This is a genomic window from Rhodopseudomonas pseudopalustris (assembly GCF_900110435.1).
GTDB classification, from domain to species: domain Bacteria; phylum Pseudomonadota; class Alphaproteobacteria; order Rhizobiales; family Xanthobacteraceae; genus Rhodopseudomonas; species Rhodopseudomonas pseudopalustris.
The window spans coordinates 292820-316710 of record NZ_FODT01000004.1; the positions used below are offsets into that span (position 1 = coordinate 292820).

The 23891-nt window shown below is 66.3% G+C and carries 20 protein-coding genes; 15 read left to right on the plus strand and 5 right to left on the minus strand.

Annotation, left to right across the window (positions count from 1 at the left end; translation table 11 throughout):
• Positions 1 to 4 precede the first annotated feature (4 nt).
• From BMY71_RS10250 to BMY71_RS10295, 10 genes are all read left to right on the plus strand, one after another.
• Positions 5 to 742, plus strand: coding sequence for a glycoside hydrolase family 19 protein (locus BMY71_RS10250; RefSeq protein WP_011502414.1), 738 nt, complete (start codon positions 5 to 7; stop codon positions 740 to 742).
• Positions 743 to 744: 2 nt separating this feature from the next.
• The gene (locus tag BMY71_RS10255) at positions 745 to 1317 is read left to right on the plus strand and encodes a 3TM-type holin (RefSeq protein WP_011502415.1); all 573 of its coding nucleotides are present in this window, start codon (positions 745 to 747) and stop codon (positions 1315 to 1317) included.
• Positions 1318 to 1412: 95 nt separating this feature from the next.
• Positions 1413 to 2087, plus strand: a complete 675-nt coding sequence (locus BMY71_RS10260) for a response regulator transcription factor (RefSeq protein ID WP_011502416.1) — start codon at positions 1413 to 1415, stop codon at positions 2085 to 2087.
• A 53-nt stretch (positions 2088 to 2140) separates the two neighbouring features.
• Positions 2141 to 3538 (plus strand): sensor histidine kinase, encoded by a 1398-nt coding sequence (locus BMY71_RS10265; protein WP_011502417.1) that lies wholly within the window; start codon positions 2141 to 2143, stop codon positions 3536 to 3538.
• Positions 3539 to 3641: 103 nt separating this feature from the next.
• Complete coding sequence (locus BMY71_RS10270; protein WP_011502418.1) at positions 3642 to 4163, plus strand: RT0821/Lpp0805 family surface protein; 522 nt, start codon at positions 3642 to 3644, stop codon at positions 4161 to 4163.
• Positions 4164 to 4375: 212 nt separating this feature from the next.
• Positions 4376 to 5776 (plus strand): hypothetical protein, encoded by a 1401-nt coding sequence (locus tag BMY71_RS10275; protein ID WP_092683499.1) that lies wholly within the window; start codon positions 4376 to 4378, stop codon positions 5774 to 5776.
• A gap of 161 nt (positions 5777 to 5937) precedes the next feature.
• Positions 5938 to 7041: a c-type cytochrome biogenesis protein CcmI gene (gene ccmI / locus BMY71_RS10280; RefSeq protein ID WP_092683501.1), complete on the plus strand. Its 1104-nt coding sequence runs from the start codon at positions 5938 to 5940 to the stop codon at positions 7039 to 7041.
• Between the two features lie 124 nt (positions 7042 to 7165).
• Entirely contained in the window at positions 7166 to 7660 is a 495-nt protein-coding gene (ccmE, locus tag BMY71_RS10285; protein WP_092683503.1) for a cytochrome c maturation protein CcmE, read from the plus strand.
• Positions 7657 to 9639: a heme lyase CcmF/NrfE family subunit gene (locus BMY71_RS10290; protein ID WP_011502422.1), complete on the plus strand. Its 1983-nt coding sequence runs from the start codon at positions 7657 to 7659 to the stop codon at positions 9637 to 9639. Before ccmE ends, BMY71_RS10290 begins: the two co-directional genes overlap by 4 nt.
• Before the next feature lie 14 nt (positions 9640 to 9653).
• Positions 9654 to 10151: a cytochrome c-type biogenesis protein gene (locus BMY71_RS10295; protein WP_092683505.1), complete on the plus strand. Its 498-nt coding sequence runs from the start codon at positions 9654 to 9656 to the stop codon at positions 10149 to 10151.
• Between the two features lie 89 nt (positions 10152 to 10240).
• Here the strand turns inward: BMY71_RS10295 and BMY71_RS10300 are convergent, their stop codons facing one another.
• The 3 genes from BMY71_RS10300 to BMY71_RS10310 form a co-directional block, all read right to left on the minus strand.
• Positions 10241 to 11299 carry a DUF389 domain-containing protein gene (locus tag BMY71_RS10300; protein WP_011502424.1) on the minus strand — a complete coding sequence of 353 codons (1059 nt, stop codon included), beginning with the start codon at positions 11297 to 11299 and terminating at the stop codon, positions 10241 to 10243.
• Positions 11300 to 11352: 53 nt separating this feature from the next.
• Complete coding sequence (locus BMY71_RS10305; protein ID WP_175557644.1) at positions 11353 to 13389, minus strand: M13 family metallopeptidase; 2037 nt, start codon at positions 13387 to 13389, stop codon at positions 11353 to 11355.
• 147 nt (positions 13390 to 13536) lie between these two features.
• On the minus strand, positions 13537 to 14187 hold the full coding sequence (locus tag BMY71_RS10310) for a hypothetical protein (RefSeq protein WP_092683509.1): 651 nt from the start codon (positions 14185 to 14187) through the stop codon (positions 13537 to 13539).
• A gap of 401 nt (positions 14188 to 14588) precedes the next feature.
• On the opposite strand from BMY71_RS10310, the gene BMY71_RS10315 reads away from it, so the two are divergent.
• On the plus strand, positions 14589 to 15080 hold the full coding sequence (locus tag BMY71_RS10315; protein ID WP_092683511.1) for a hypothetical protein: 492 nt from the start codon (positions 14589 to 14591) through the stop codon (positions 15078 to 15080).
• 38 nt (positions 15081 to 15118) lie between these two features.
• Here BMY71_RS10315 and BMY71_RS10320 read toward each other — a convergent pair whose 3' ends face one another.
• The gene (locus BMY71_RS10320; protein WP_011502428.1) at positions 15119 to 15607 is read right to left on the minus strand and encodes a ferritin-like domain-containing protein; all 489 of its coding nucleotides are present in this window, start codon (positions 15605 to 15607) and stop codon (positions 15119 to 15121) included.
• 68 nt (positions 15608 to 15675) lie between these two features.
• Positions 15676 to 16581, minus strand: a complete 906-nt coding sequence (locus BMY71_RS10325) for a 2Fe-2S iron-sulfur cluster-binding protein (RefSeq protein ID WP_011502429.1) — start codon at positions 16579 to 16581, stop codon at positions 15676 to 15678.
• Between the two features lie 350 nt (positions 16582 to 16931).
• On the opposite strand from BMY71_RS10325, the gene BMY71_RS10330 reads away from it, so the two are divergent.
• The 4 genes from BMY71_RS10330 to BMY71_RS10345 all read left to right on the plus strand — a co-directional run bounded on the left by BMY71_RS10330 (position 16932) and on the right by BMY71_RS10345 (position 23891).
• The gene (locus BMY71_RS10330) at positions 16932 to 18512 is read left to right on the plus strand and encodes a Do family serine endopeptidase (protein ID WP_092683513.1); all 1581 of its coding nucleotides are present in this window, start codon (positions 16932 to 16934) and stop codon (positions 18510 to 18512) included.
• Positions 18513 to 18797: 285 nt separating this feature from the next.
• Entirely contained in the window at positions 18798 to 19478 is a 681-nt protein-coding gene (locus tag BMY71_RS10335; RefSeq protein WP_041805859.1) for a response regulator transcription factor, read from the plus strand.
• Positions 19462 to 20925, plus strand: a complete 1464-nt coding sequence (locus BMY71_RS10340; protein ID WP_092683515.1) for a sensor histidine kinase — start codon at positions 19462 to 19464, stop codon at positions 20923 to 20925. Before BMY71_RS10335 ends, BMY71_RS10340 begins: the two co-directional genes overlap by 17 nt.
• Positions 20922 to 23891 (plus strand): bifunctional [glutamine synthetase] adenylyltransferase/[glutamine synthetase]-adenylyl-L-tyrosine phosphorylase, encoded by a 2970-nt coding sequence (locus BMY71_RS10345; protein WP_092683517.1) that lies wholly within the window; start codon positions 20922 to 20924, stop codon positions 23889 to 23891. The genes BMY71_RS10340 and BMY71_RS10345 overlap by 4 nt, the downstream gene beginning before the upstream one ends.

A 23891-nucleotide genomic window follows, 5' to 3' on the forward strand; every position in this document is an offset into this window, starting at 1 on the left:
TCCCATGAAAATCGACGAAGCGATGCTGCGGCGGATGTGGCCGCAGGGCGATTGCCGTGTCGCCGGATTGACCAGCGGCGTCGCCGCGGCCTCGGCCAGCGTGTTCGCGCGCTACGCGATCACCACGCCGCAATTGGTCGCGCATGTGATGGCGCAGATCAGTCACGAATGCGGCGCCGGCCGCGACGTGGTCGAGAATCTGAACTACACGGCGGCGCGGATGATGCAGGTGTGGCCGACGCGTTTCCGGACGCTGGAAAGCGCCGCGCCTTACGCGCACGATCCGCGCGCGCTCGCCAACAAGGTCTACAACGGCCGGATGGGCAATCGGCCGGGCTCCGACGACGGCTGGAATTTCCGCGGCCGCGGCGCGGCGCAGACCACCGGCCGCGAGGGCTATGCGCGGCTCGCCAAGGCGACCGGGCTCGACCTGCTACGGCAGCCGGATCTCGTCAATCAGCCGCAGCACTTCCTTGCGTGCGGCGTCGCCGATTTCATCGCCTGCGGCTGCCTGCCTTACGCGCAGGCCGACGACGTCGTCGGCGTCACCCGCAGGCTCAACGGCGGCACGATCGGGCTCGCACAGCGCAAGGCGTGGCTGGCGAAATGGCAGGCGGCGCTTCGCGACGCCCCGCGCGTCGCATCGCCGCCGGTCGCGCCCGCGCTGCCGCAGCCGCAAGCCGGAGCGTCTCGCTTTCAGACATTGATCGCCGCGCTGGTCGCGGCCTGCAAAAGGAGCTGACCATGGAATGGGGTGATCTCGCCAAACAGGTGATCACGCTCGGCGCGCCGATGCTCGGCTCGGCGCTCGGCGGCCCGCTCGGCGGCGCGGCCGGGAAGATCCTGTCCGAGGTGCTGGGCGCAGAATCGCCGACGCCCGCCGCGGTGCAGAGTTCGCTGCCCGCCGCCGATCCGGACAGGATCGCGGAGGCGGAGGCGCGCTGGGCCGAGGCGATCCGCGCCGAGGCCGAGACCCAGCGCACCGCGATCAGCGAGACCAACGCCACGATCCGCGCCGAGATCGCATCGAACGATGCGATCCAGCGCTGGTGGCGGCCGGCCTATGCCTGGGAGTTGACGCTGGAATGCGCGGCGCTGTGGGTCGTGCTGGTGCACGAATTCTGGACCGGCGACATCCAGACCATCAACGCCCTGATCGGCGCCACCGCGCTGCTGGCGACCTATTGGGCTTTCCGGTTCGGCGTGCTAGGCGTCTATGTCAGTGGCCGGACCCGCGAAAAGGTCTGCGCTGCAACCGGGCAGGACAGCCCCGGCGTGGTCGAGAAGCTGGTGAAAGCGGTTGTTAAGAAAAAGTAACGCGTGAGGCGGTGTTGTTCATCGCGTATTCACGCCGTCGCCGCTCATCTTCACGCAGGTAACAACGCCAGTGAATCGAAAGAGCGGAGTTCAAGGTGCGGCTGCTCGTCGTCGAAGATGATCCCGATCTCAACCGCCAGCTCACCACCGCGTTGACCGACGCCGGCTATGTGGTGGACCGCGCCTTCGACGGCGAGGAAGGGCATTTCCTCGGCGATACCGAACCCTATGATGCGGTGGTGCTGGACATCGGCCTGCCGAAGATGGACGGCATTTCCGTGCTGGAGGCCTGGCGGCGCAACGCCCGCGCGATGCCGGTGCTGATCCTCACCGCGCGCGACCGCTGGAGCGACAAGGTGCAGGGCTTCGACGCCGGCGCCGACGATTATGTCGCCAAGCCGTTCCACCTCGAAGAGGTGCTGGCGCGGATCCGCGCGCTGCTGCGCCGGAGCGCCGGCCACGCCCAGTCCGAACTGACCTGCGGCCCGGTGGCGCTCGACACCCGCACCGGCCGCGTCAGCGTCCGCGGCCATCCGGTCAAGCTGACCTCGCACGAGTACCGGCTGCTCGCCTATTTGATGCACCATTCCGGCCGGGTGGTGTCGCGCACCGAACTGGTCGAGCATCTCTACGACCAGGATTTCGACCGCGACAGCAACACCATCGAGGTGTTCGTCGGCCGCATCCGCAAGAAGCTCGACGTCGATATCATCCAGACCGTGCGCGGCCTCGGCTATCTGCTGACGCCGCCGCCGGCCGACGCCCATTAGCGACCGCCCGTGACAGCCAGGCGGGGCAGGGTGTCGTCGCAGAAGCCGGGCTGATGGCGAGCCCGGCCGTTCTCGTCAAACCGCCGCGCCGTAGTGGCAGCTCGCTCGCCACGCGACTGTTTTTGTCGGCGACCGCCTGGGTGGTGGTGATCCTGGCGATCACCGGCATCGTGCTGTCCTCGGTGTATCGGCAGGCGTCCGAGCGCGCGTTCGATCGCCGGCTCAATCTCTATTTGCGCACCATCATCGCCGAAGTCGCGACGCCCGAAGCCGCGCCGGACCAGTTCCAGTCGATCGGCGAGCCGCTGTTCGATCTGCCGCTGTCGGGCTGGTACTGGCAGATCGTCCGCACCGACACCGACAAGATCGATCCGCGCGCCTCGCGTTCGCTATGGGACCGCAAGCTGCCGAAGCTCGAGGACCAGGGCGTCGAACTCGGCGCGTCCGGTGTCCGTCAAGGCTATGTCGAGGGACCGGAAGGCCAGACCCTGCGCATGGTCGAGCGCCCGGTCGATCTCGGCGCCGACGGCAAATTCGTCGTGACGGTGGCCGGCGACGGCAGCGAAATCTTCGAGGAAACAAGGACCTTCGACTATTACCTCGCCGGCACCTTCATCGCGCTGTCGATCGGGCTGGTGCTGACCACGATCTTTCAGGTCCGGTTCGGCCTCGCGCCGCTGAAACGGATCTCCGACTCGATCGCCGACATCCGCTCCGGCCGCGCCGAGCGGCTCGAAGGCAAGTTCCCGGTCGAGATCGCGCCACTGGCCCGCGAGACCAACGCACTGATCGAGGCCAATCGCGAGATCGTCGAACGCTCGCGCACCCATGTCGGCAATCTCGCCCATGCGATCAAAACGCCGCTCTCGGTGCTGGTCAACGAAGCCGCCGCGCGGAGTGGCGATCCGTTCGCCGCCAAGGTGCTGGAGCAGGCCGAAATCATGCGCAGCCAGGTCACGCATCATCTGGAGCGGGCGCGGATCGCAGCACGGCTGACCGTGGTCGGCACTGTCACCGAGGTCGAACCGGTGATCGAGGCGCTGCGCCGGACGATGGAGAAGATCCATCGCGACCGCGACATCCTGGTCCGCTCCGAGGTCGCCAGCGGCCTCAAATTCCGCGGTGAAAAACAGGACCTCGAGGAGATGGTCGGCAATCTGGTCGACAATGCGTGCAAATGGGCGGTGAGCCGGGTGTTCATCGACGTGACCGCCGAGCGCGGCCCGACGCCGCTGGTCCGCATCATCGTCGACGATGACGGTCGCGGCCTGTCGGCGGCGGAGCGGGCCCAGGCCGCCCGCCGTGGTCAGCGGCTCGACGAGAGCAAGCCGGGCTCCGGCCTCGGGCTCGCGATTGTCGTCGATCTTGCAGCACTTTACGGCGGCGAGCTGAAGCTCGCTCACGCCCCGATCGGCGGCCTGCGGGCCGAACTGAGGTTGCCTGCGGCGTAACGAACCAGCCACTGCCACAGCATCGCCCAATTTTGCCGCTCCTTTGCCACGCGCGTTAGGATTTTCGGGGTAGGATCCTGCCGCAAATCGATTGGGGACCGGAATGAAGCTTGCGACGTCGTGCTCCGCGAAGCCTTGCGCTTTGACGCCTTGCGCTGTGAAGCCGTTTGCCTCCAAGCGGTCGGCTGCGCTGCTGTTGCTGGCCGCGCTGGCGCTGGCGGGCTGCGATCGCACCACCAACCTTGCGGCGCGGGTCGATTCCTTCACCAGCAATGTCGGGTCGGATTTCGGTCGATCCGGCGACGGCGCTGCCGCCGCGGTGGACAGCGCCGCGATGGGCGGCCTGATCGGCACCAAGATCGGCGCGTTGCTGAACGCCGAGGATCGCCGGCTGGCCTATGCGGCCGAGCTGGAAGCGCTCGATCACGGCGAGTCCGGTGCGCCGGTTCCGTGGAAAAATCCGTCCTCCGGCCGCTACGGCAACATCGTGCCGGGTCCGGCCTACGCCAAGCAGGGCGCGACCTGTCGCGGGTTCTCACATACCGTGACTGTCGGTGGCCAACTCGAGATCGCGCGCGCGACCGCCTGCCGGATGCAGGACGGCGCCTGGACGGCAGCAGGTTAACAGCGCCGCGCGGAAGTCTGCCAAAATCCCGATTTTCAAGTATCGCCAATTAGTTGCGACGTTCGGTTGCGATTGATGTGGAGCCTGAATCCGGTTCGGCATTTGTCTGCCTCAACTCCTTCTTAACACCGCCCCTGTTATCTCTGAGGACAGCGCCTTGGCGGGCACGTCGTGCGGCGGGCGCGATCGCAAGCTTGCAGATTATCGGGCGCATGAGCCAGACACCGACCGAACGGCTGAGGGAGTACCTCGCCCAGCTCCCGCCTCAGTCGCAGGCGCTGCTGATGCGGGAGTTCGAGCGTGCGCTGGAGCGTGGCGAGGAGGTCGCCGTGGCCAGCTTCGTGCTCGAAGAGCTGCGCAAGATCGTCCGCGGTTCCGATGAAGAATCCGCGCCGCGGACCGACGATCCGGCGCGGCTGATGTTCCGCTCGCTCGAGCCGTTTCTGATCGACAATAACCAGCAGCCTCGGCCGGGCCAGATCCGCCGCGCGTCGCTGAGCTCGATCTGGCAATGGCTGGTGAGCGAGGGAATCCCCACGCCAGTCCGGGAATTCGAAGCCGACCTGATCAGGTTGCGCAAGGGCTCCGCCGTCGAGATCGACGCGCTGGTGCGCAAGTTGCAGGCCGTGGCGGCCGAGGCGATCGACAAGGTGATCAATCCGGAGCCGGGGATCGACCGGCAGCGCGCGATGGCGCGGGTCGGGCCGCCATCGGCGGTCGAGGATCTGCCGGCGATCGGCGCGGTGCTCAAGAACCGCGAGGCGCTCGAAACCTTCGACGCCAAGCTGTCGTCGAATCTCAGGGCGTTCGGCGACTCGCAGGTCACGTCGATGATTGCGTCGCTCAACGTTCCGGCGCTGCAAACCCCGACCATGCTGCCGTTCGCGCTGACGATGATCCTCGCCCACCTGACCCAGCCGTGGCAGATCGTCCGGCTGGCGCTCAAAGTCGCCGGCTCCGACGACGAGATCAGGGTCGCCGCCACGCCCTATGGCGTCGCCGTCACCATGGCGATCCACGACGTCGCCCAGCTCACCGCCGACCTGCGGGACGAGATCAAGCGGGGCCATTACAGCAATGTCGCCGAGAAACTGAAACTGGTCCATGACGGCGTGCGCGGGCTGCGGACCGAACTCGATATCCGCAGCGACTCGACCTGGGGCAAGCGGCTCGCGGCGATCCGCGTCGACATTTCCAACGCGCTGAAATCCGAGATCGAAAGCGTTCCGGGCCGTGTGCGCCGGTTGCTGCGGCAACGGCCCGACAAGGACATCTCGGCCAACAGCCGGATCGACCAGACCGAGGTCGATGAAGCCGCGGCGCTGATCGACTTCGTTGCGATCTGTCGCAACTACGCGAGCGAACTGGCGATCAACGAGATGACGCTGCGGACCTATTCCGAGCTGCAGCAATATGTCGAGAAGTCCACCGAGGCGCTGGTGCAGTCGCTGCGCGGCTGCGATCCGCGGGTGCGGCCGTTCCGGCACATGCAGGCGCTTGCCGCGATCCGGTTCTGCGAGGTGCTGTTCGGCCACGACTATGCCCAGCTGATGCGCCGGGCGGTGGAAAGCGCGATGGTCGTGGTCGACCGCAAGCCGGCCCGGGCGGGGTAAACCCCGGCGCTTGATTCACATCAAGTTTGAACCCGGCAAGGCCGGTATCCGGTGTCGCAAATGTCAATTGCGCCCGCGCTCCGGCCATGGTGTAACCCGCCCGGATTATGAACGCGCCGCAGTCCCGCGTTGGCGCATTATCACCCGGAACCCCCAATCTTATGGCGCTCTGGTTTGTGTTCGCGATCATGACGGCCATCGCGGCGTTCGCGGTGTTGTGGCCGCTCGGGCGCGGCGTCCGGACGCTGCGCGAAGGCACCGAGGCCAACGTCTACAAGGACCAGCTCGCCGAGGTCGATCGCGACGCCGAAGCCGGGCTGATCGGCGCCCCCGAAGCATCCGCCGCGCGCGTCGAGATCGGACGCCGGTTGCTCGCCAGCGCCGAGGTCGAACGCCCGGCTTTGTTCACAACGAGCCGCGGGCTGCGGCGGGGCGTCGCGGTGTTCGCGCTGATCGGCCTGCCGGCGCTTGCGCTGGCGGTATATCTGCCGCTCGGCTCGCCGATGCAGGGCGACGATCCGCTGGCGCAGCGCACCAAGACCGCGGCGGCGTCGCAGCCGCTCGAGAATCTGGTGGCGCAGGTCGAGGCGCATCTCGAGAAGAACCCGACCGACGGCCGCGGCTGGACCGTGCTGGCGCCGGTGCTCTTCAAGCTCAGCCGCTTCGAGGACGCCGCGCGCGCCTACCGCAATTCGATCAACTACGCCGGCGAGACAGCGGATCGGCGCGCCGATCTCGGCGAGGTGCTGTCGATGGCGGCGGGCGGCGTGATCACCGCCGAGGCCAAGTCGGAATTCGAGCGCGCGGTGAAGCTGAACGCCGACGACCCGAAGGCGCGCTACTTCCTCGGCCTCGCCGCCGAGCAGGACGGCCGGCCGAAGGATGCCGCGGCGATCTGGCGGGCGATGCTGGAGAAGGCGCCGGCCGAGGCGCCGTGGAAGCCGATGCTGCAGGCGCAGCTCGCGCGCCTCGAGGGAACGCCGTTGCCGGCGTTGCCGGACGACACGATCGCATCGGCGCAAGGCATGAGCGAGGGCGACCGCAACGCGATGATCCGCGGCATGGTCGACAAGCTCGCCGCCCGGTTGCAGCAGAACGGCGACGACGTCGAGGGATGGCTGCGGCTGGTGCGCGCCTACATGGTGCTCGGCGACGCCGACAAGGCCAGGAGCGCGCAGGCGCAGGCGCGGCAGGCGGTGGCCGGCAACGCCGAGCGGCTCAAGCAGCTCAATGACGGGCTCAAGAACCTCGGGCTCGACGGATGAGGGCGCGCCCGGTTCGCATGCCCTTTTCCGACAAAATCATCCGGCTATCATTGCGCGGGGGCGAGGCGCACAGTTCGGGCGTATCGCGACGCCGGCACTCAGGACGCCGACAAGAAGGCTGACCATGACGCGTAAACAGCGGCGATTGTTGATGATCGGTGGCGCGGGCGTCGTGCTCGTCGTTGCGGTGGGCCTGGTGCTGAACGCGATGCGCGGTTCCATCGTGTTCTTCTCGACGCCGAAGATGGTGTCCGAACAGCAGATCGGCGCCGGCACGCGCTTCCGGCTCGGCGGCGTGGTCGAACCCGGCTCGCTGCACCGCGGCGATCAGCTTGCGGTGTCGTTCAAGGTGTCGGACGGCGCCGCCACCGTGCCGGTGGCGTTCAAGGGCATTCTGCCGGATCTGTTCCGCGAGGGGCAGGGCGTGATCGCCGAGGGCGCGCTCGACACCGCCGGCGTGTTCAAGGCCGACACCGTGCTCGCCAAGCACGACGAGACCTACATGCCGAAGGAAGTGGCCGACGCGCTGAAGAAGCAGGGCCACTGGAAGGACGATTACGAGAAGAAGCCGCCCGGCGCCTCGGGGGCCTCCGCCGACGCCGCGGGGCCGTCGCGATGATCGCCGAAGCGGGGCACTACGCGCTGGTGCTGGCGCTTGCGCTGGCGTTGATCCAGTCGACCGTGCCGATCCTCGGCGCGCGGCTGAACGACGGCGGCCTGATGAATGTCGCGCGCTCCACGGCGCTCGCACAATTCGCCTTCGTCGCGGCGTCGTTCGGCGCGCTGGTTTATCTCAACGTCACCTCGGACTTCTCGGTTCTCAATGTCTACGAGAACTCGCATTCGGCAAAGCCGCTGCTCTACAAGATCACCGGCGTGTGGGGAAACCACGAAGGCTCGATGCTGCTGTGGGTCGCGATCCTGGCGCTGTTCGGCGGTCTGGTCGCTGCATTCGGCAACAATCTGCCGCTGTCGCTGCGCGCCCATGTGCTGGCGGTGCAGGCCTGGGTCGCCAGTGCGTTCTATCTGTTCATCCTGATCACCTCGAACCCGTTCCTGCGGATTCCCAATCCGCCGATCGAGGGGCGTGACCTCAATCCGGTGTTGCAGGACATCGGCCTCGCGGTGCATCCGCCGCTGCTCTATCTCGGCTATGTCGGCTTCTCGATCTCGTTCTCCTTCGCCGCCGCTGCGCTGCTCGAAGGCCGGCTCGACGCCGCCTGGGCGCGCTGGGTGCGGCCGTGGACGCTGATGGCGTGGATCTTCCTGACACTCGGCATCGCGATGGGCTCGTATTGGGCTTACTACGAACTCGGCTGGGGCGGTTGGTGGTTCTGGGACCCGGTCGAGAACGCTTCGCTGATGCCCTGGCTCGCCGGCACCGCGCTGCTGCATTCGGCGCTGGTGATGGAGAAGCGCAACGCGCTGAAGGTCTGGACCATCCTCCTCGCGATCCTGACGTTCTCGCTGTCGCTGCTCGGCACCTTCCTGGTGCGCTCCGGCGTCTTGACCTCGGTGCACACCTTCGCCACCGATCCGTCGCGCGGCGTGTTCATCCTGGTAATTCTTTGCGTCTTCATCGGCGGCAGTCTTGCGCTGTTCGCCTGGCGCGCTTCGGCGTTGAAGCAGGGCGGGCTGTTCGCACCGATCTCCCGCGAGGGCGCGCTGGTGCTGAACAATCTGTTCCTCACCACCGCCTGCGCCACGGTGTTCGTCGGCACGCTGTATCCCTTGGCGCTCGAAGTCGTCACCGGTGACAAAATCTCGGTCGGCGCGCCGTTCTTCAATCTCACCTTCGGGCCGCTGTTCGTGCCGCTGATGCTGGCGATGCCGTTCGGGCCGCTGCTGGCGTGGAAGCGCGGCGACATCGTCGGCGCGGCGCAGCGGCTGATCGCGGCCGGCGTCGTGGCGCTGCTGACGGTCGCCCTGGTCTGGGCCTGGACCACCGGCGGCCCGGTGCTGGCGCCGCTGGCGATCGGGCTCGCGGTGTTCGTGATCGCGGGCGCGCTTGCCGACATCGCCGAACGCATCGGACTGTTCCGCAACCCGCTGTCGATCTCCACGCGCCGTGCGCGCGGGCTGCCGCGCTCGGCCTGGGGCACGATGTTCGCCCATGCCGGCGTCGGCATGGCGCTGATCGGCATCGTCTGCGAGACCACCTGGAACAGTGAGCATATCGCCGCGATGAAGGAGGGCGATACAGCGCGGATCGCCGGCTACGAACTCAAATTCGAAGGCGCGATGCAGCGCCAGGGGCCGAATTTTCGCGAATTGGAGACGCGCTTCTCGATCAGCGAGGGCGGCCAGCCGGTCGGCGTCATGACGCCGTCGAAGCGCAGCTTCACCACCCGCGGCACCTCGACCACCGAGGCGGCACTGCTGACCCGTGGCTTCAGCCAGCTTTACGTCTCGCTCGGCGAGATCGACGCCGCGGGCGCGGTGACGGTGCGGATCTATCACAAGCCGATGGTGCTGCTGATCTGGTTCGGCCCGCTGCTGATGGCGTTCGGCGGCCTGTTGTCGCTGTCCGACCGCCGCCTGCGCGTCGGTGCACCGAAACCGGCCAAGCCGCAGCGTACGCTGCAGCCGGCGGAGTAGGGCGGAGGCCGGAGATGAGAAAACTGCTTGCTATCGTTTCGATCGTGATCGCGTCGGCCTTCGCCGCGCCACTGGCGCATGCGGTGCAGCCCGACGAGGTGATGGCCGATCCGGCGCAGGAATCCCGGGCGCGGGAGTTGTCGCGCGAGTTGCGCTGCATGGTCTGTCAGAACCAGTCGATCGACGATTCCGATGCGACGCTCGCCAAGGATCTGCGGCTCCTGGTGCGGGAGCGGATCGCGGCCGGCGACAGCAACAACCAGGTGCTGGACTATCTGGTGGCGCGCTACGGCGAATTCGTGCTGCTGAAGCCGCGGTTCGAGTTGCACACCTTGGTGCTGTGGCTGGTGATGCCACTTGTGCTGATCGGCGGCGGGCTGGCGCTGTGGCTGAACGTGCGTCGGCGCGCCCGCAATGCACCTCGGGCGCTGGACACAGCGCAGCCGCTCACTGCCGATGAGCAGGCAAGGCTGGACCGGCTGATGGCTGATGGGTCGGCAAGGTCCGACTAGAGCTTTTCCGGTTCTGATCAAATCAGAACCGGAGCTCTGACTTCTTGGTCTGACGCGTTTTCTTCACGCGAACCGGTTTCCACTTCGCTCTAAAATCGCGACCCGCTTACGCGGCCAAAGGACACCTGACCATCGCGGGTCATTTCCTGGATCGGCACGCTGCGGACATGAAGGACGATGTCGCGGCCTGTCACCTCGTCGATTTTTGCATTCAGACGGGCAACGGTCTCGGCGGTCAGGAACTCGGGGGTTCTGACCACGGCGAACGCCAGTCGCTTGCCGGCTTCCGTGGTCAGTCGGACTTCGATCACCCGGGCGCCCGGCTGCGTGATCAGGCCCTCCTCGAGAACCCGCTGCACACTGCTTCGCACTGAACTCTCGTCAATATTCCTCCTGAAGGCATCGACGAGGTAGGTCCCAAGCACTGCCAGCACGATCAGCGGCACCAGGCGGGCCGACCAGGTCGCGCGAAACGACGGCCCGACGGTTTGAGCGCGGTGGCCTATCACCAGGAACACGGCCATGGCTGCTGCGGAGATCGCCGTGAGATTGGTCAGGAACAGCACGAAGGCGCCGCCGGCGAGCTGGAAATAGCCGCGGGCGATCAGGATGCCGCAGGCGGTGAGCGGCGGACAGAGCGCGGTCGCGATCGCGACGCCGACCACGGCGCCGCTGATCCGGCGCGATGCGGCCGCGTAGGCGCCGGCTGCGCCGCCGACGAGCGCGATCATCATATCGAGCAGGTTGGGCGTGGTGCGCGCCAGCAATTGCTCGCTGATCGGCACGTTGTCGTGCAACCACCCGATTCCCGTGCCGATCGCCAGCACCCACACGACGCCGACGATCTCGGTCGCCAGCGCGCCCGCGAGCATCCTGACGTCGAGTTCAGCGAGTGCCAGCCCAATCCCCAGAATCGGACCGTAGAGCATCGCGATCAGCATCGCGCCGATGACGACCGCCTCCGAATTGGCCAGCAGCCCGTAGCCGGCGATCAGCGTCGCCGCCGCATTCATCAGCAGGTAGCTGATCGACAGCTGGGCACCGGCGGCGACAGCCTGCCGCGTCTCGGAGAGGTCGAAAAACGCCTCACGATCGATCGGCAACAGCTTGAGAGCCGCGCCGGCAAAGGATTGTGGAGTCTCGGACATGGTTGGCGCGATCAAAATCCAGACATCAGAAAACGTCGTTCACTGCCCGGCCTTCACCAGATCCGGACGCGACTGTCCTGCGGCAGATAGAGTTTGTCGCCATCCTTCACGCCGAAGGCTGCGTACCACGCGTCGACGTTGCGCAGCGCGCCGTTGACGCGGAATTCGCTCGGGCTGTGTGCATCCGAGAGCAGGTTCTGGCGGGCCTGGTCCGGAGTCGTGAAATCCCGCCAAACCTGCGCCCAGGACAGGAAGAAGCGCTGGTCACCGGTGAAGCCGTCGATCACCGGCGCCTTGCCGCCATGCTCCTGATCGACGAGCATCCGATACGCCTCATGGGCGATCGTAATGCCGCCGAGATCCCCGATGTTCTCGCCCAGCGTCAGTTCGCCGTTCACCCGCATGCCCGGAAGCGGCGAGTAGCCGCTGAACTGCTGCACCAGCACGGCGGTTCGTTTGTTGAATTCCGCGCGTGATACCTCCGTCCACCAGTTGCGCAGCGCGCCGGTCGCGTCGGACTGGCTGCCCTGATCGTCGAACGCGTGGCCGAGCTCATGGCCGATCACGGCGCCGATCGCACCGTAATTGACGGCGTCGTCGGCATTCGGATCGAAGAACGGCGGCTGCAGAATGCCCGCGGGGAAGGTAATCGAATTCATCTGCGGACTGTAGCCGGCGTTGATGTCGGTGGCCGGATAGCTCCACTGCCATTCGCGGCGTTTCTCGCCGAGCTTGGCGATGGCGTCTGCCCGGGCGAACGCCTCGGCCTTGCGCCGGTTGCCGACCAGATCGGTCGGGTCGAACGCGACCGACGACCAGTCGCGCCAGCGGTCCGGATAGCCGACATGTTTGACGATCGCCTCGAGCTTGACGATCGCCGCCTTGCGCGTCGCCTGGTCCATCCAGGGATTGGCGTCGAGCCGCTTGTGGAAGGCTGCGCGGATGTTGGCGATCATCCGGTCCATCTTGGCGCGATAGTTTTCCGGGAAATAGGCCTTGGCATAGGCCCGGCCGAAGATCTCGCCGAATGTCGACGTCACGAAAGTCTGGGCGCGTTTCTCGAGCGCTTCCTGCTCGGGGACGCCGTGAAGCCGTGTGCTGTTGAAGGCGAAGCTGGCCCGATCCAGTTCCTCGGTCAGGTTGGGGGCAAAATCATCGACGAGGTGGAAGGCGAGATAGGATTTGATGGATTCGATATCCGTCGCCTTGAAGATCTCGGCGCTCTTCTGGATCGCCGTGTCCGTCGTCAGCACCAGCTCGGTCGGCCGGCTGAAGCCGGCCGCCTCAAGATAGATCTGCCACGGGAACGCAGGCGCGTAGGCCTGAAGCTCGGCGATCGACAGCAGCCGATAGCTCTTCACCGGGTCGCGTTGTTCGGGCGCGGTCCACTGCGCCTCGGCGAGACGGGTCTCGAAGGCGAGGATGGCCTTCGCCCGATCGCCGCCATCGGCAACGCCGACGCGTTTGAAGATGTCGGCGACATAGGCCAGATAGGCGGCGCGATGGCCGTCGAAGGGCTCGCCGGCGGTGAGGTAGTATTCACGGCTGGGCAGGCCGAGGCCGGCCTGCATTGCGCCGATCACATAGCGTTCCGGCTTCTTGTCGTCGGTGACGACACCGATATCGATCGGTGACTTGAAGAACGGCTGGCCCTGCAGCCGGGCGGCGTCCTCGTGGGTCTTGATCGCCCAGATCGAGTCGAGATCGCTCTTGATCGGCGACAGGCCGCGCTGGTTGCGCCCAGCCACGTCGATATAGCTCCTGTACAGCGCTGCGATCTTGGCCTCGTCGCTGCCCGGGGCTGGCGTCGAAACGAGGATGCCGTCGATCAGCTTCTGAAGCTGTCCCTGCGTGCGCTGATAGGCATCCACGAAGGAATTTGCATATGCCATTCCCGGCGGCGGCGCGGCGGTCTTGAGCCAGCCTTCGTTGACGTAGCGATAGAAGTCGTCACCGGGCCGGACCGTCGCGGAAATCGTCTGGGTCTCGACCCCCCAGTTCCCGAGCACCGGCTTGTCTCCCGCGCGCGCAGGCGCGGTGAGGGTCACTATCGGGGAGATCACGAACAACACGAAAGCGAGGCGGCGCATGATGAACTCCAGATCGTTGAAACCGCGGCCTTCAGCGCCTTCCGATCGCATCATCGGAGGTGGTGATGGCCATTCTGAAATCAGACAGCCTTGAAACAGGGGCGGAGCTGTGAGGATGCCTCGACCGCCGCAGATTGCGATGCGCGCTTATTCTCCGTCCGGGGTCATGGCCATGATGTGGTCGAAGCTGCCGTCCGCCTTGAAGATGCAGCGCAGCTTCTTGATTCCGTCTGCCTGTTTGTCGGCGGTCCCGTCGATTTCTGAGCCACGGGGGGAGGTCCGGACCGGGCCGACAGCGATCCGTCGCTGGTCGACGCCATACATGCCGGCCGCCTCGGCCTTGCAGACATCCTGCTTGATACGGTCGGAGACGCCTGCAGAGACACCGCCCGGTGCGCCGGTGAGTTCGACCGAGAGCTGATAGCGGCAGACCTCGTTGCGTCGAGCCGCATTGCGCATCAGGTAGACCTGCACCCGGTAAGTGCCCGCTTTGGTCCGCTCAACGCCGAACTCATTGCCGGCGGTTGATCCGATATGAGCCGCTTCAGCGGCGCCCGGCTCGAAAACGTTGAAGTAGCAGGATCGATTCGACGGCGCGAAGAGCACCTGCATGGTTTGTCCGGCTCCGGCCGCGACGAGGTGATTGACACCGTTCCGCCCCGAGATCTTGCCGGCCACTTTTGTAGCGGTCGCGCCCTGCGGGAAAGTCAGCTTCCGCTCCGCGTCGCCGGCGCTCGCGGAGCCGACTGCGAGACCGAGAAGCATCGTAGTGACGATGAGGTGTCGCGACGTCAGCATGAATGGCTCGATCCAACTTTTGTCGAGGCATTCTGACGGAGGCGAGTTCGGCGCACAAGAGAGGGCGAGATCAGCTTGCTCGTGTGCAAGCGAAACACCATGCCGCCAGCGACTCAGACGAGAGTTCTGACAGCAAGTCGATCGTTGTGAATAGCGCCTAGGAAATCTACGAGGTTCGGCGAATGACAGGCGAAGGCGGCTGATCTGACAGCTTGCCGAGCGAGCGATCCGGCGACATCACTGAAGTGCGGGACGTTCTGGTCGCGCGCGACGGCGAATTCGCGCTGCGGCAAGCCCGGATCGAGCAGAGGGCAGACGGAAGTACTATTCCGGCGGCGTTGAATAGACAGGTAACACTTGCATCGTGACGGGCTTCACGGCGTCTGCCGGGTCAGGATGATATGATGCAGGATCTATTGGCGAGTGCAGGTGTCGCGGTGGCGGCATGGTTTGCCGTCTATTTCGTCGGCAAGCCGGTCGTCGCGCTTCAGGAGAATCGGCTCGAGGCACTGAAAGTTGCCGAGCGCTACTACAACGTCGACATGAGTGCGAGCGAAGACGAGCGGGACGCCGCCTTGAAAGCTCTGTTCGAGGTCGGCACGGCGCTTCGCACGCTGCACCGGGGCTGGTCGACCGCCGTCAGGCTGTGGTGCTGGGTCTGGAGATACGATCTGGATCTCGCCGCTCAGGCCGTGTTCGGACTCGCCGAGGGCCCACGCGGCAAGATTTCGATTGCGCCGGAAATCCGGAAGAACACCCTCGACGCGCTCTACGTCGCGCTCGGTGCGCACAAGCACCTCTCGTCGGAAACCGTTCAGGCGATCAGGCGAATGATCGCGCAGACGCAAGCAGCCGGGCGCCAGACCACCAGCGCGAGCGGCTCACTGTCGTAATCGGACCAGACGAAGGGCGTCGCTGACGGGCCGCGCCCTCAGAACGGGACGATCTCCATCGGCAGCGGCTTGCCGGCCTTGTGCAGGGCGATCCAGCGATGCAGCTCGGCGACGTGGCCGCTTTCCTCGGCGACGAACTCTTGCGCCAGAGCCTTGATCTCCGGATTGTCGGTGGTGTCGAGCACGTTCTTGTACCAATCGTAGGCGCCGGTCTCGGCTTCGAGCGCGATTTCCAGAGCGAGGTCGCGGCCGATGAAGGGGTCGGTACCCCAGATCGCCGCGGTTTCCGGGCTCTCGATCCCCGGCCATTTGAAATCGCCGGATTCCATCTCGGGGATGTCGCGGAAACCGGCGCGCGCCTGGGCGTCGGCCTGATGCATCCGTGAGTAGTCCGCGAGCTGCCGGAACAGCTTCGAGACTTCCTTGTTGCCGCAGGAGTCCATTGCGTCGGCGAGTTGACCGAACCGCAGCGCCGCTTCTTGCTCGAGGCGGATGGAGTGCGCCAGAAACTGTTCGACCGTTTCCATGTGATGATCCTTCGTTGTTCGGCCGCCGACGGGTCGACGGCGGCCGTCTCCATTGTCGGACGTTCTCGTCAGGCGTTTTCAGCCGCCCTGGCGTGCTTGAGCGACCATTCTTCCTGGGTGATCCAGGCTTCGAGGATGCGGACGTGCTCGGCTTCCTCGCCGACGAATTCCTTCGCCGCCGCCGCGACCTCAGGCGACTTGGTGGTGGCTTCGACCGCGCGATAGAACTCGTAGCCGCGGCGCTCGCCCTGCAGCGCCGCCTTCAGACCGCCGAGGCGGGTCATCGTCGTGTCGGACGCCCACACCGCGGCGCGCTCCGGCGTGGCGTGATCAGGCCACGCGTAATCCGGCGGCACCGACTTGCCGGGATCGATATTGCCGGCGCGCGACTTCACCTCGGCGAGATGCAACCGCGAGAAATCGGCGAGCTGCGCGAACAGCTTGGCTACGGCGCTGTTGCCGGCCTCCGCCATCGCCTTGGCGAGCTGGTCGTAGTGCAGGGCGGCGTCTTCCTCGACCTTTGCCGCGTAGCTGAAGAACTCCGGCAGCGTCGCGATCTCGAGGCCGCCCTTGAAGCGTGCGGCGGCGTGCGTGACGGCGAGTTTCTGCGGCTGGGTCTTGTCGCCTTCGAACCGCACCATGATGTCCTCGTTGCGAACGAAGCACTGGCAAGCGAGACGGTAGCGCGGCGGAATGTCGTTGACCTCGGCGTTGGCGATCTCGTCCTTGGAGATCTTGCCGAGCTGGCGCAGCACTTCCTTCTCCTTCTCGGTCAGCGCCACGGCGGACTTGGCCTTCGGATTGAAGTGCTCGACCTGCACCAGGCAGGAGCCGCATTCGCCGTCCTGGCAGTCGAACGGGATCGGAATCTTGTGTGCCTTGGCGACGGCGAGAATGGTGCCGCGATCGCCGGCGACGGCGTAGACGGTGACGTCCTTCGCCATCACGGGCGAAGAGAAGGTAATGTTGGCCAAGGCGCGCTCCTGTTAGCTGGGACCGGGATCGACGCCGCACGGCGTCCTTAGTGAGCGCCTTGGCAAGAAGCAGGCCATCGCAGATCGTTTGATAAATCAGGTAGTTGGTAGGTGCGCGGCGATCGCCGCCGCAATCGGCTGCCGATCGAACTCCGACACAAATGTATGAGTGTTGACAAAACCGTGAGGGGCGGGCCGTCGCACGCGCGACCAAGCGTCGCGGCGGATTACCGCCAAGTTACAGAAGTTTAATTCGTCATCCAGCGCGCTGTAAGGCGCGAGCCCCCATCTTCAGACCCGTTGGTGCGATCGTTCGCCCCTCACAAATTCATGGTTCTGGAGCCCTTTGCATGACCGACCGACATACCGATCTTCCCTCGCAGCCGTCCCACCAGCCGGATCGCCGATCGCTGCTGTCAGCGCGCAAACTCGCGTTGATGGCCTCGGTGGTCGCCGGTCTCGGCGCGGGCGCGTTCGGCCTGTCGCAGACCTCGACGCCGGTCGATCTGTTCAGCACGCCGGCGCATGCGCAGGTCGGCAACAAGGTCAACCAGGCGCAGCAGCCGGTGGGCTTCGCCGATATCGTCGAGAAGGTGAAGCCGTCGGTGATCTCGGTGAAGGTCAACATCGCCGAGAAGACGGCGAAGAACGAGGATCGCGCCGAAGACTCGCCGTTTCAGCCGGGCTCCCCGATGGAGCGCTTCTTCCGCCGCTTCGGCGGTGAGATGCCCCCCGGTATGCGCGGCCATCGCGGCGGCGGCACGATGACCGGGCAGGGCTCGGGCTTCTTCATCTCGGCTGACGGCTACGCCGTGACCAACAATCACGTCGTCGACGGCGCCGACAAGGTCGAGGTCACCACCGACGACGGCAAGACCTACAAGGCCAAGGTCATCGGCACCGACCAGCGCACCGATCTGGCGCTGATCAAGGCCGAGGGCCGCACCGACTTCCCGTTCGCCAAGCTGTCCGAGGGCAAGCCGCGGATCGGCGATTGGGTGCTCGCGGTCGGCAATCCGTTCGGCCTCGGCGGCACTGTCACCGCCGGCATCGTTTCGGCCTCCGGCCGCGACATCGGCAACGGTCCGTATGACGATTTCATCCAGATCGACGCGCCGGTGAACAAGGGCAATTCCGGTGGCCCGGCGTTCGACACCAACGGCGAAGTGATGGGCGTCAACACCGCGATCTACTCGCCATCCGGTGGCAGCGTCGGCATCGCGTTCTCGATCCCCGCCAGCACCGTCAAGACGGTGGTGCAGCAGCTCAAGGACAAGGGTTCGGTGAGCCGCGGCTGGATTGGCGTGCAGATCCAGCCGGTGACGCCGGAGATCGCCGACAGCCTCGGTCTGAAGAAGCCCGACGGCGCGCTGGTCGCCGAGCCGCAGCCCAATGGTCCGGCGGCGAAGGCGGGCATCGAATCCGGCGACGTCATCACCGCAGTCAACGGCACGCCGGTGAAGGACGCGCGCGAACTCGCCCGAACCATCGGCGGCTTCGCGCCGGGCAATACGGTGAAGCTCACCGTGGTGCACAAGGGCGCGGACCGCGAGCTCAATTTGACGCTCGGCCAATTGCCGAACCAGGTCGAGGCCAAGGTGAATGATGGTGGCGACAATGGCAACAGTTCCAGCCGCGGCACCGAGGTGCCGAGGCTCGGCCTGACGGTCGCGCCGGCCAGTTCGGTCGCAGGCGCCGGCAAGGACGGCGTCGTCGTCACCGACGTCGATCCCAAGAGCGCCGCAGCCGACCGCGGCTTCAAGGAGGGCGATGTGATTCTCGAGGTCGCGGGCAAGAACGTGGCCAGCCCCGGCGATGTTCGCGAGGCGATCAACACCGCCAAGGCCGACAACAAGAACAGCGTGCTGATCCGGGTCCGCTCGGGTGGTTCGTCGCGCTTCGTCGCGGTGCCGATCTCCGCCAAGGGCTGAGCCCAGCGTCGAGCGGCCCGCGCCGGGTCGAGTTGGAGAGTGTCGCCGGCAATGTCGCCCCCGCTGGCGGCGCTTTCCGGGGGACGGGTGAACAGCCCGTCCCTGCTTATACCTTCCGTCCGGAGCAAGCCCCCCTCCGTCGGAAGGTCAGGCGGGCGGTGGAGTTTCCCCAGCTCCATCGCCCGCTTTCATGTTCAGAGGGCGCGTCCTGCCGCCTTGCATGGAGGTTGAAGTCCCGCCATGGTGCGAGAAAGTCTGAAGCCCTTGAGCGAATCCGATGCCAATATGCGCCTGCTGATCATCGAGGATGACCGCGAATCCGCCGATTATCTGGTGAAGGCGTTTCGTGAAGTCGGCCACGTCGCCGATCTCGCCAGTGACGGCGAAGAGGGCTTGGCGCTCGCCGACAGCGGCGATTACGACGTGCTGGTGGTCGATCGGATGTTGCCGAAGCGCGACGGCCTGTCGGTGATCGGCACGCTGCGCGAGAAAGGCAACCGCACGCCGGCGCTGATCCTGTCCGCGCTCGGCCAGGTCGACGACCGCATCAAGGGCCTGCGCGCCGGCGGCGACGACTATCTGCCGAAGCCCTACGCCTTCGCCGAACTTCTGGCGCGCGTCGAAGTTCTGTCGCGCCGCCATGGCGGCCCCGCCGAGGAGACCAGCTACCGCGTCGGCGACCTTGAACTCGACCGGCTGTCGCACCGCGTCACCCGCGGCGGCGAGGAACTGACGCTACAGCCGCGCGAATTCCGGCTGCTCGAATATCTGATGAAGCATGCCGGCCAGGTGGTGACCCGCACCATGCTGCTGGAGAACGTCTGGGACTATCATTTCGACCCACAGACCAACGTCATCGACGTCCACATCTCCCGCCTGCGCGCCAAGATCGACAAGGGCTTCGACCGGCCGCTGCTGCACACCATCCGCGGGGCGGGGTACATGATCCGTGACGGCATTCGGTAAGCTGATCCGAACCACCGCGTTTCGGTTGACGCTGGTCTATCTGTTTTTGTTCGGGCTGTTCGCGGCGTCGCTGCTGGGGTACTTCGCCTGGAACACCCGCCGGCTGATCACCGATCAGATCACCACCACGGTGAACGCCGAGATCGGCGAGATCGACGAGATCTATACGCGGCGCGGGCTGCGCGGGCTGGTGTACACCATCGAGAGCCGCGCGCTGCGACCCGGCGCCAATCTCTATCTCGTCACCACGCCGGCAGGGCAGGCGGTCGCCGGTAATGTCGGCTCGCTGGCGCCCGGCGTGATGAGCACCACCGGCTGGACCGAAACCTTCTATCGCCGGCTCGACGATCAGGATCGCGCCCAGCATCGGGCCCTGGTTCGCGTCAGCGAATTGTCGAGCGGCTTCCGGCTGCTGGTCGGTCGCGATCTGGAGGAACGCCGGCGGCTGTTCAATGTGGTGCGCTCGGCGGCGCAATGGTCGGTGCTCATCGTTGTCGTGCTGGGCCTGGGCGGCGGCATCTTCGTCGCCCGCCGCGTGTTGCGACGGATCGACGCGATGACCGGCACCACGCAGCGGATCATGGCCGGCGATCTCTCCGGCCGGCTGCCGGTCGGCCGCAGCGGCGACGAACTCGACCGCCTCGCGGAAAATCTCAACGCGATGCTGGAGCGGATCGAGGCGCTGATGAACGGCCTCAAGGAGGTCTCCGACAACATCGCCCACGATCTGAAGACGCCGCTGACACGGCTGCGCAATCGCGCCGAGGAGGCGCTGGCGCAGTCCGGGAGCGAGGCCGACTACCGCGCCGCGCTGGAGCGCACCATCGAGGAATCCGACGGGCTGATCCGCACCTTCAACGCGCTGCTGATGATCGCCCGTGCAGAATCCGGGCATTCGCGCGGCGACATGGATACGTTCGACGCCGCCGACACCGCGCGCGACATCCACGAGCTGTACGAGCCGCTGGCGGAAGACAACGGCCTGACGCTGCAGGCCAGGAGCGAACCGGCGCCGGTCCGCGGCAATCGCGATTTGATCAGCCAGGCGCTCGCCAATCTGGTCGAGAACGCCATCAAATATGGCCAGCCGCAGCTCGCGCTGGCGGCGCCGGGCGCCGAGCCGAACCCGCCGCCGGATGCCGTGATCCTGATCGAGGCGCGGCGTGACGGCGATCAGGTGCTGCTCAGCGTCACCGATCATGGCCGCGGAATACCGGAAACCGATCGCAAACACGCGGTCGAGCGTTTCGTGCGGCTCGAGGCCAGCCGCACCCAGCCGGGCTCCGGGCTCGGTCTCAGCCTTGCCTCCGCGGTGGCGACGCTGCATGGCGGCGAATTGAGGCTGTCGGACGCGCAACCGGGTTTGCGCGCCACGCTTGCAATTCCGGCGCACACGGGCGAAGGACTGGCTTCGGCCAACACAACTCCAGAACCGACGCCAGCATGAATTCTTCCGCGATCGACGCGGACATTCCTCCCTCCGCACTGGCCGCACGCTTTGCCGCCGGACCGCAGCTCCATGCCCCGGAAGAGGCGGAGAAGCGCCTGGCTGACTGGCTCGGCGATGTTCCGGCGGACCTCGCCGGCGCGATCCGCTCTGTCGCCGATCGCCATCCGCATGTCGGCGTTGCGTTGCGGTCGATCGCCGAAGCCTCGCCCTATCTGTTCGACCTGATCCGCGCCGATCCGGCGCGGCTGCTCAGCCTGCTGCGCTCCGATCCGGAAGCCGGCTTCGTGGCGTTGCTGGACCGCGCCTCGGCTGCGGTCGCCGCCGCATCCGACGAGGCCGAGGTAATGGCGGTGCTCCGCAAGATGAAGGCGGAGGCAGCGCTGTCGATCGCGCTGTGCGACATCGGCGGGCTGTGGCCGGTGATGCAGGTGACGCAGGCGCTGACCGACCTCGCGGTGAATTCGGTGCAGATGACGCTGCGCTTCCTGCTGCGGCAGGAGGCGGCGCGCGGCCGCATCATTCCTCCGAACAGCGACGCGCCGGAACAGGGCAGCGGCCTCGTCGTGCTGGCGATGGGGAAGATGGGGGCGGGCGAGCTCAACTACTCCAGCGATATCGATCTGATCGTGTTTTACGATCTCGATGCGCCGACGCTGGCGCCCGACATCGAGCCTCAGCCGTTCTTCGTGCGGGTGACGCAAGGTCTCAGCCGCATCCTGCAGCAGCGCCGGCACGACGGCTACGTGTTCCGCGTCGATCTGCGGCTGCGCCCCGATCCGGCCTCGACGCCGGTGGCGCTGTCGACGGTGTCGGCGCTGAACTACTACGAGCGCGAGGGCCGCACCTGGGAGCGCGCCGCGATGATCAAGGCGCGCGCCTGCGCCGGCGATCTGGTCGCCGGAGACGCGCTGCTCGGCGACATCGCGCCGTTCGTCTGGCGCAAACATCTCGACTTCGCCGCGTTGTCCGATGTGCATGACATGAAGCGGCAGATGCAGACTTTCCGCGGCCAGACCGAGGTCGCTGTCGAGGGCCACAACGTCAAGGTCGGCCGCGGCGGCATTCGCGAGATCGAGTTCTTCGCGCAGACCCAGCAATTGATCGCCGGCGGCCGGCATCCGGAATTGCGGGTGCGGGCGACGCTCGCCGCGCTCGATATCCTCGCCGCGCGCGACTGGATCACCTATCAGGCGCGTGACGAGCTGTCGGTGGCTTATCAGTTCCTGCGCCGCGTCGAGCATCGCATCCAGATGATCGCCGACGAGCAGACCCACACGCTGCCGGACAGCGTCGAGGCGGTGGAGCGGTTCTCCCGATTCTTCGGCTATGAAAGCAGGGAGGCGTTCGCGCGTGACCTGCTGGCGTATTTCGACTGCGTGCAGGGCCATTACGGCAAGCTGTTCGAGGGCGACCCGACCGGCACCGTCAAGCTGCCGATCGACTACGCCGGAGGTCCCGACGACACGGGGCTGCTCGATCATCTGCATGGCCTCGGCTACAAGAAACCGCTGATGGTCGCGACCACGCTGCAGCAATGGATGACCGGCGGCTATCGCATCCTGAAGGTCGAGACGACGCAGCGCGCATTCCACGAATTTGTGCCGATGCTGATCGAGGAACTGGCGCGCGCCGAAGAGCCCGACAATGCGGTGAACGCGTTCGACCGTCTGCTGCAGGCGCTGCATCGCGGCGGCCGGCTGATTTCGCTGCTGAGCCAGAACCGCGATCTGCTGACGCTTGTCGCGCTGGTGCTCGGCGCGGCGCCGCGGCTCGGCGACATGCTGGCGCGGCAGCCGCAGATCCTGGACGGGCTGATCGATCCGCGCTTCTTCGGTGCGATGCCCGACCGCGCCGAACTGTCCGCGCGGCTCGCGGCGACGCTTGCCGACGCCGGCCCCTATGAGGAATTCCTCGACCGGCTGCGGCTGTTCGGGCAGGAGAGCCTGTTCCTGATCGGCACGCGGATTCTCTCCGGCACGGTATCGACCCAGCAGGCCAGCGTCGCCTTCGCCGACGTCGCCGAAGGTATCGTCGGCACCGTGCATGATCTCGTCAGCGAGCAGTTCATCTCGCAATACGGCCGGATCAAGGATCAGCAGACCGCGATCCTGGCGATGGGCAAGCTCGGCAGTCGCGAGATGACGGCGTCGTCCGATCTCGATCTGATCCTGATCTACGATTTCGATCACGAGCAGCCGGACAGCGACGGCGAACGCTCGCTGCAAGGCGCGCAGTATTTCGCCCGCTTCACCCAGCGGCTGATCTCGGCTTTCACCACGCGCACCAATTACGGTGTGCTGTACGACGTCGACATGCGGTTGCGTCCCTCGGGACGCGCCGGCCCGCTGGCGTCGCGGCTGGACTCGTTTGCGGAGTACCAGGAGGTCGAGGCCTGGACCTGGGAGCATCTGGCGCTCACCCGGGCGCGGGTGATCTCGGCGTCTCCGGAATTCCGCGAGCGGATCGAACAAGTGATCCGCGCCGTGCTGACGCGGCCGCGTGACGCCGCGATCATCGCCAACGACGTCGCCGAAATGCGCCGCGCGATCGCGCAGGAGAAGGGCGAGGACGACGTCTGGGATATGAAATACGCCGCCGGCGGCATGGTCGATATCGACTTCATCGCCCAGTATCTGCAACTCGTGCACGCCGCCGCGACACCGGAGATCCTCGGCGTCAGCACGCTGGGGGCGATCGACAATGCAGCCAGGCTCGGTGTGCTGGCGCAGTCCGATGCGGATGTGCTGCGCCCCGCGGCGCGGCTGTATCACGACCTCACGCAGATCTTGCGGCTGTGCGTCAGCGACAAGTTCAAGCCCGAGACGGCCGGCGAGGATTTGCTGCGGGTGTTGGTGCGCGCCGGCGATGCGCCGGATTTCTCCTCGCTGGAAGCGCGCGTGAAGGAGACCCAGGCCGAGGTCCGGGCGATCTTCAACCGGCTGATCGGCGGCGACAGCGCGTAA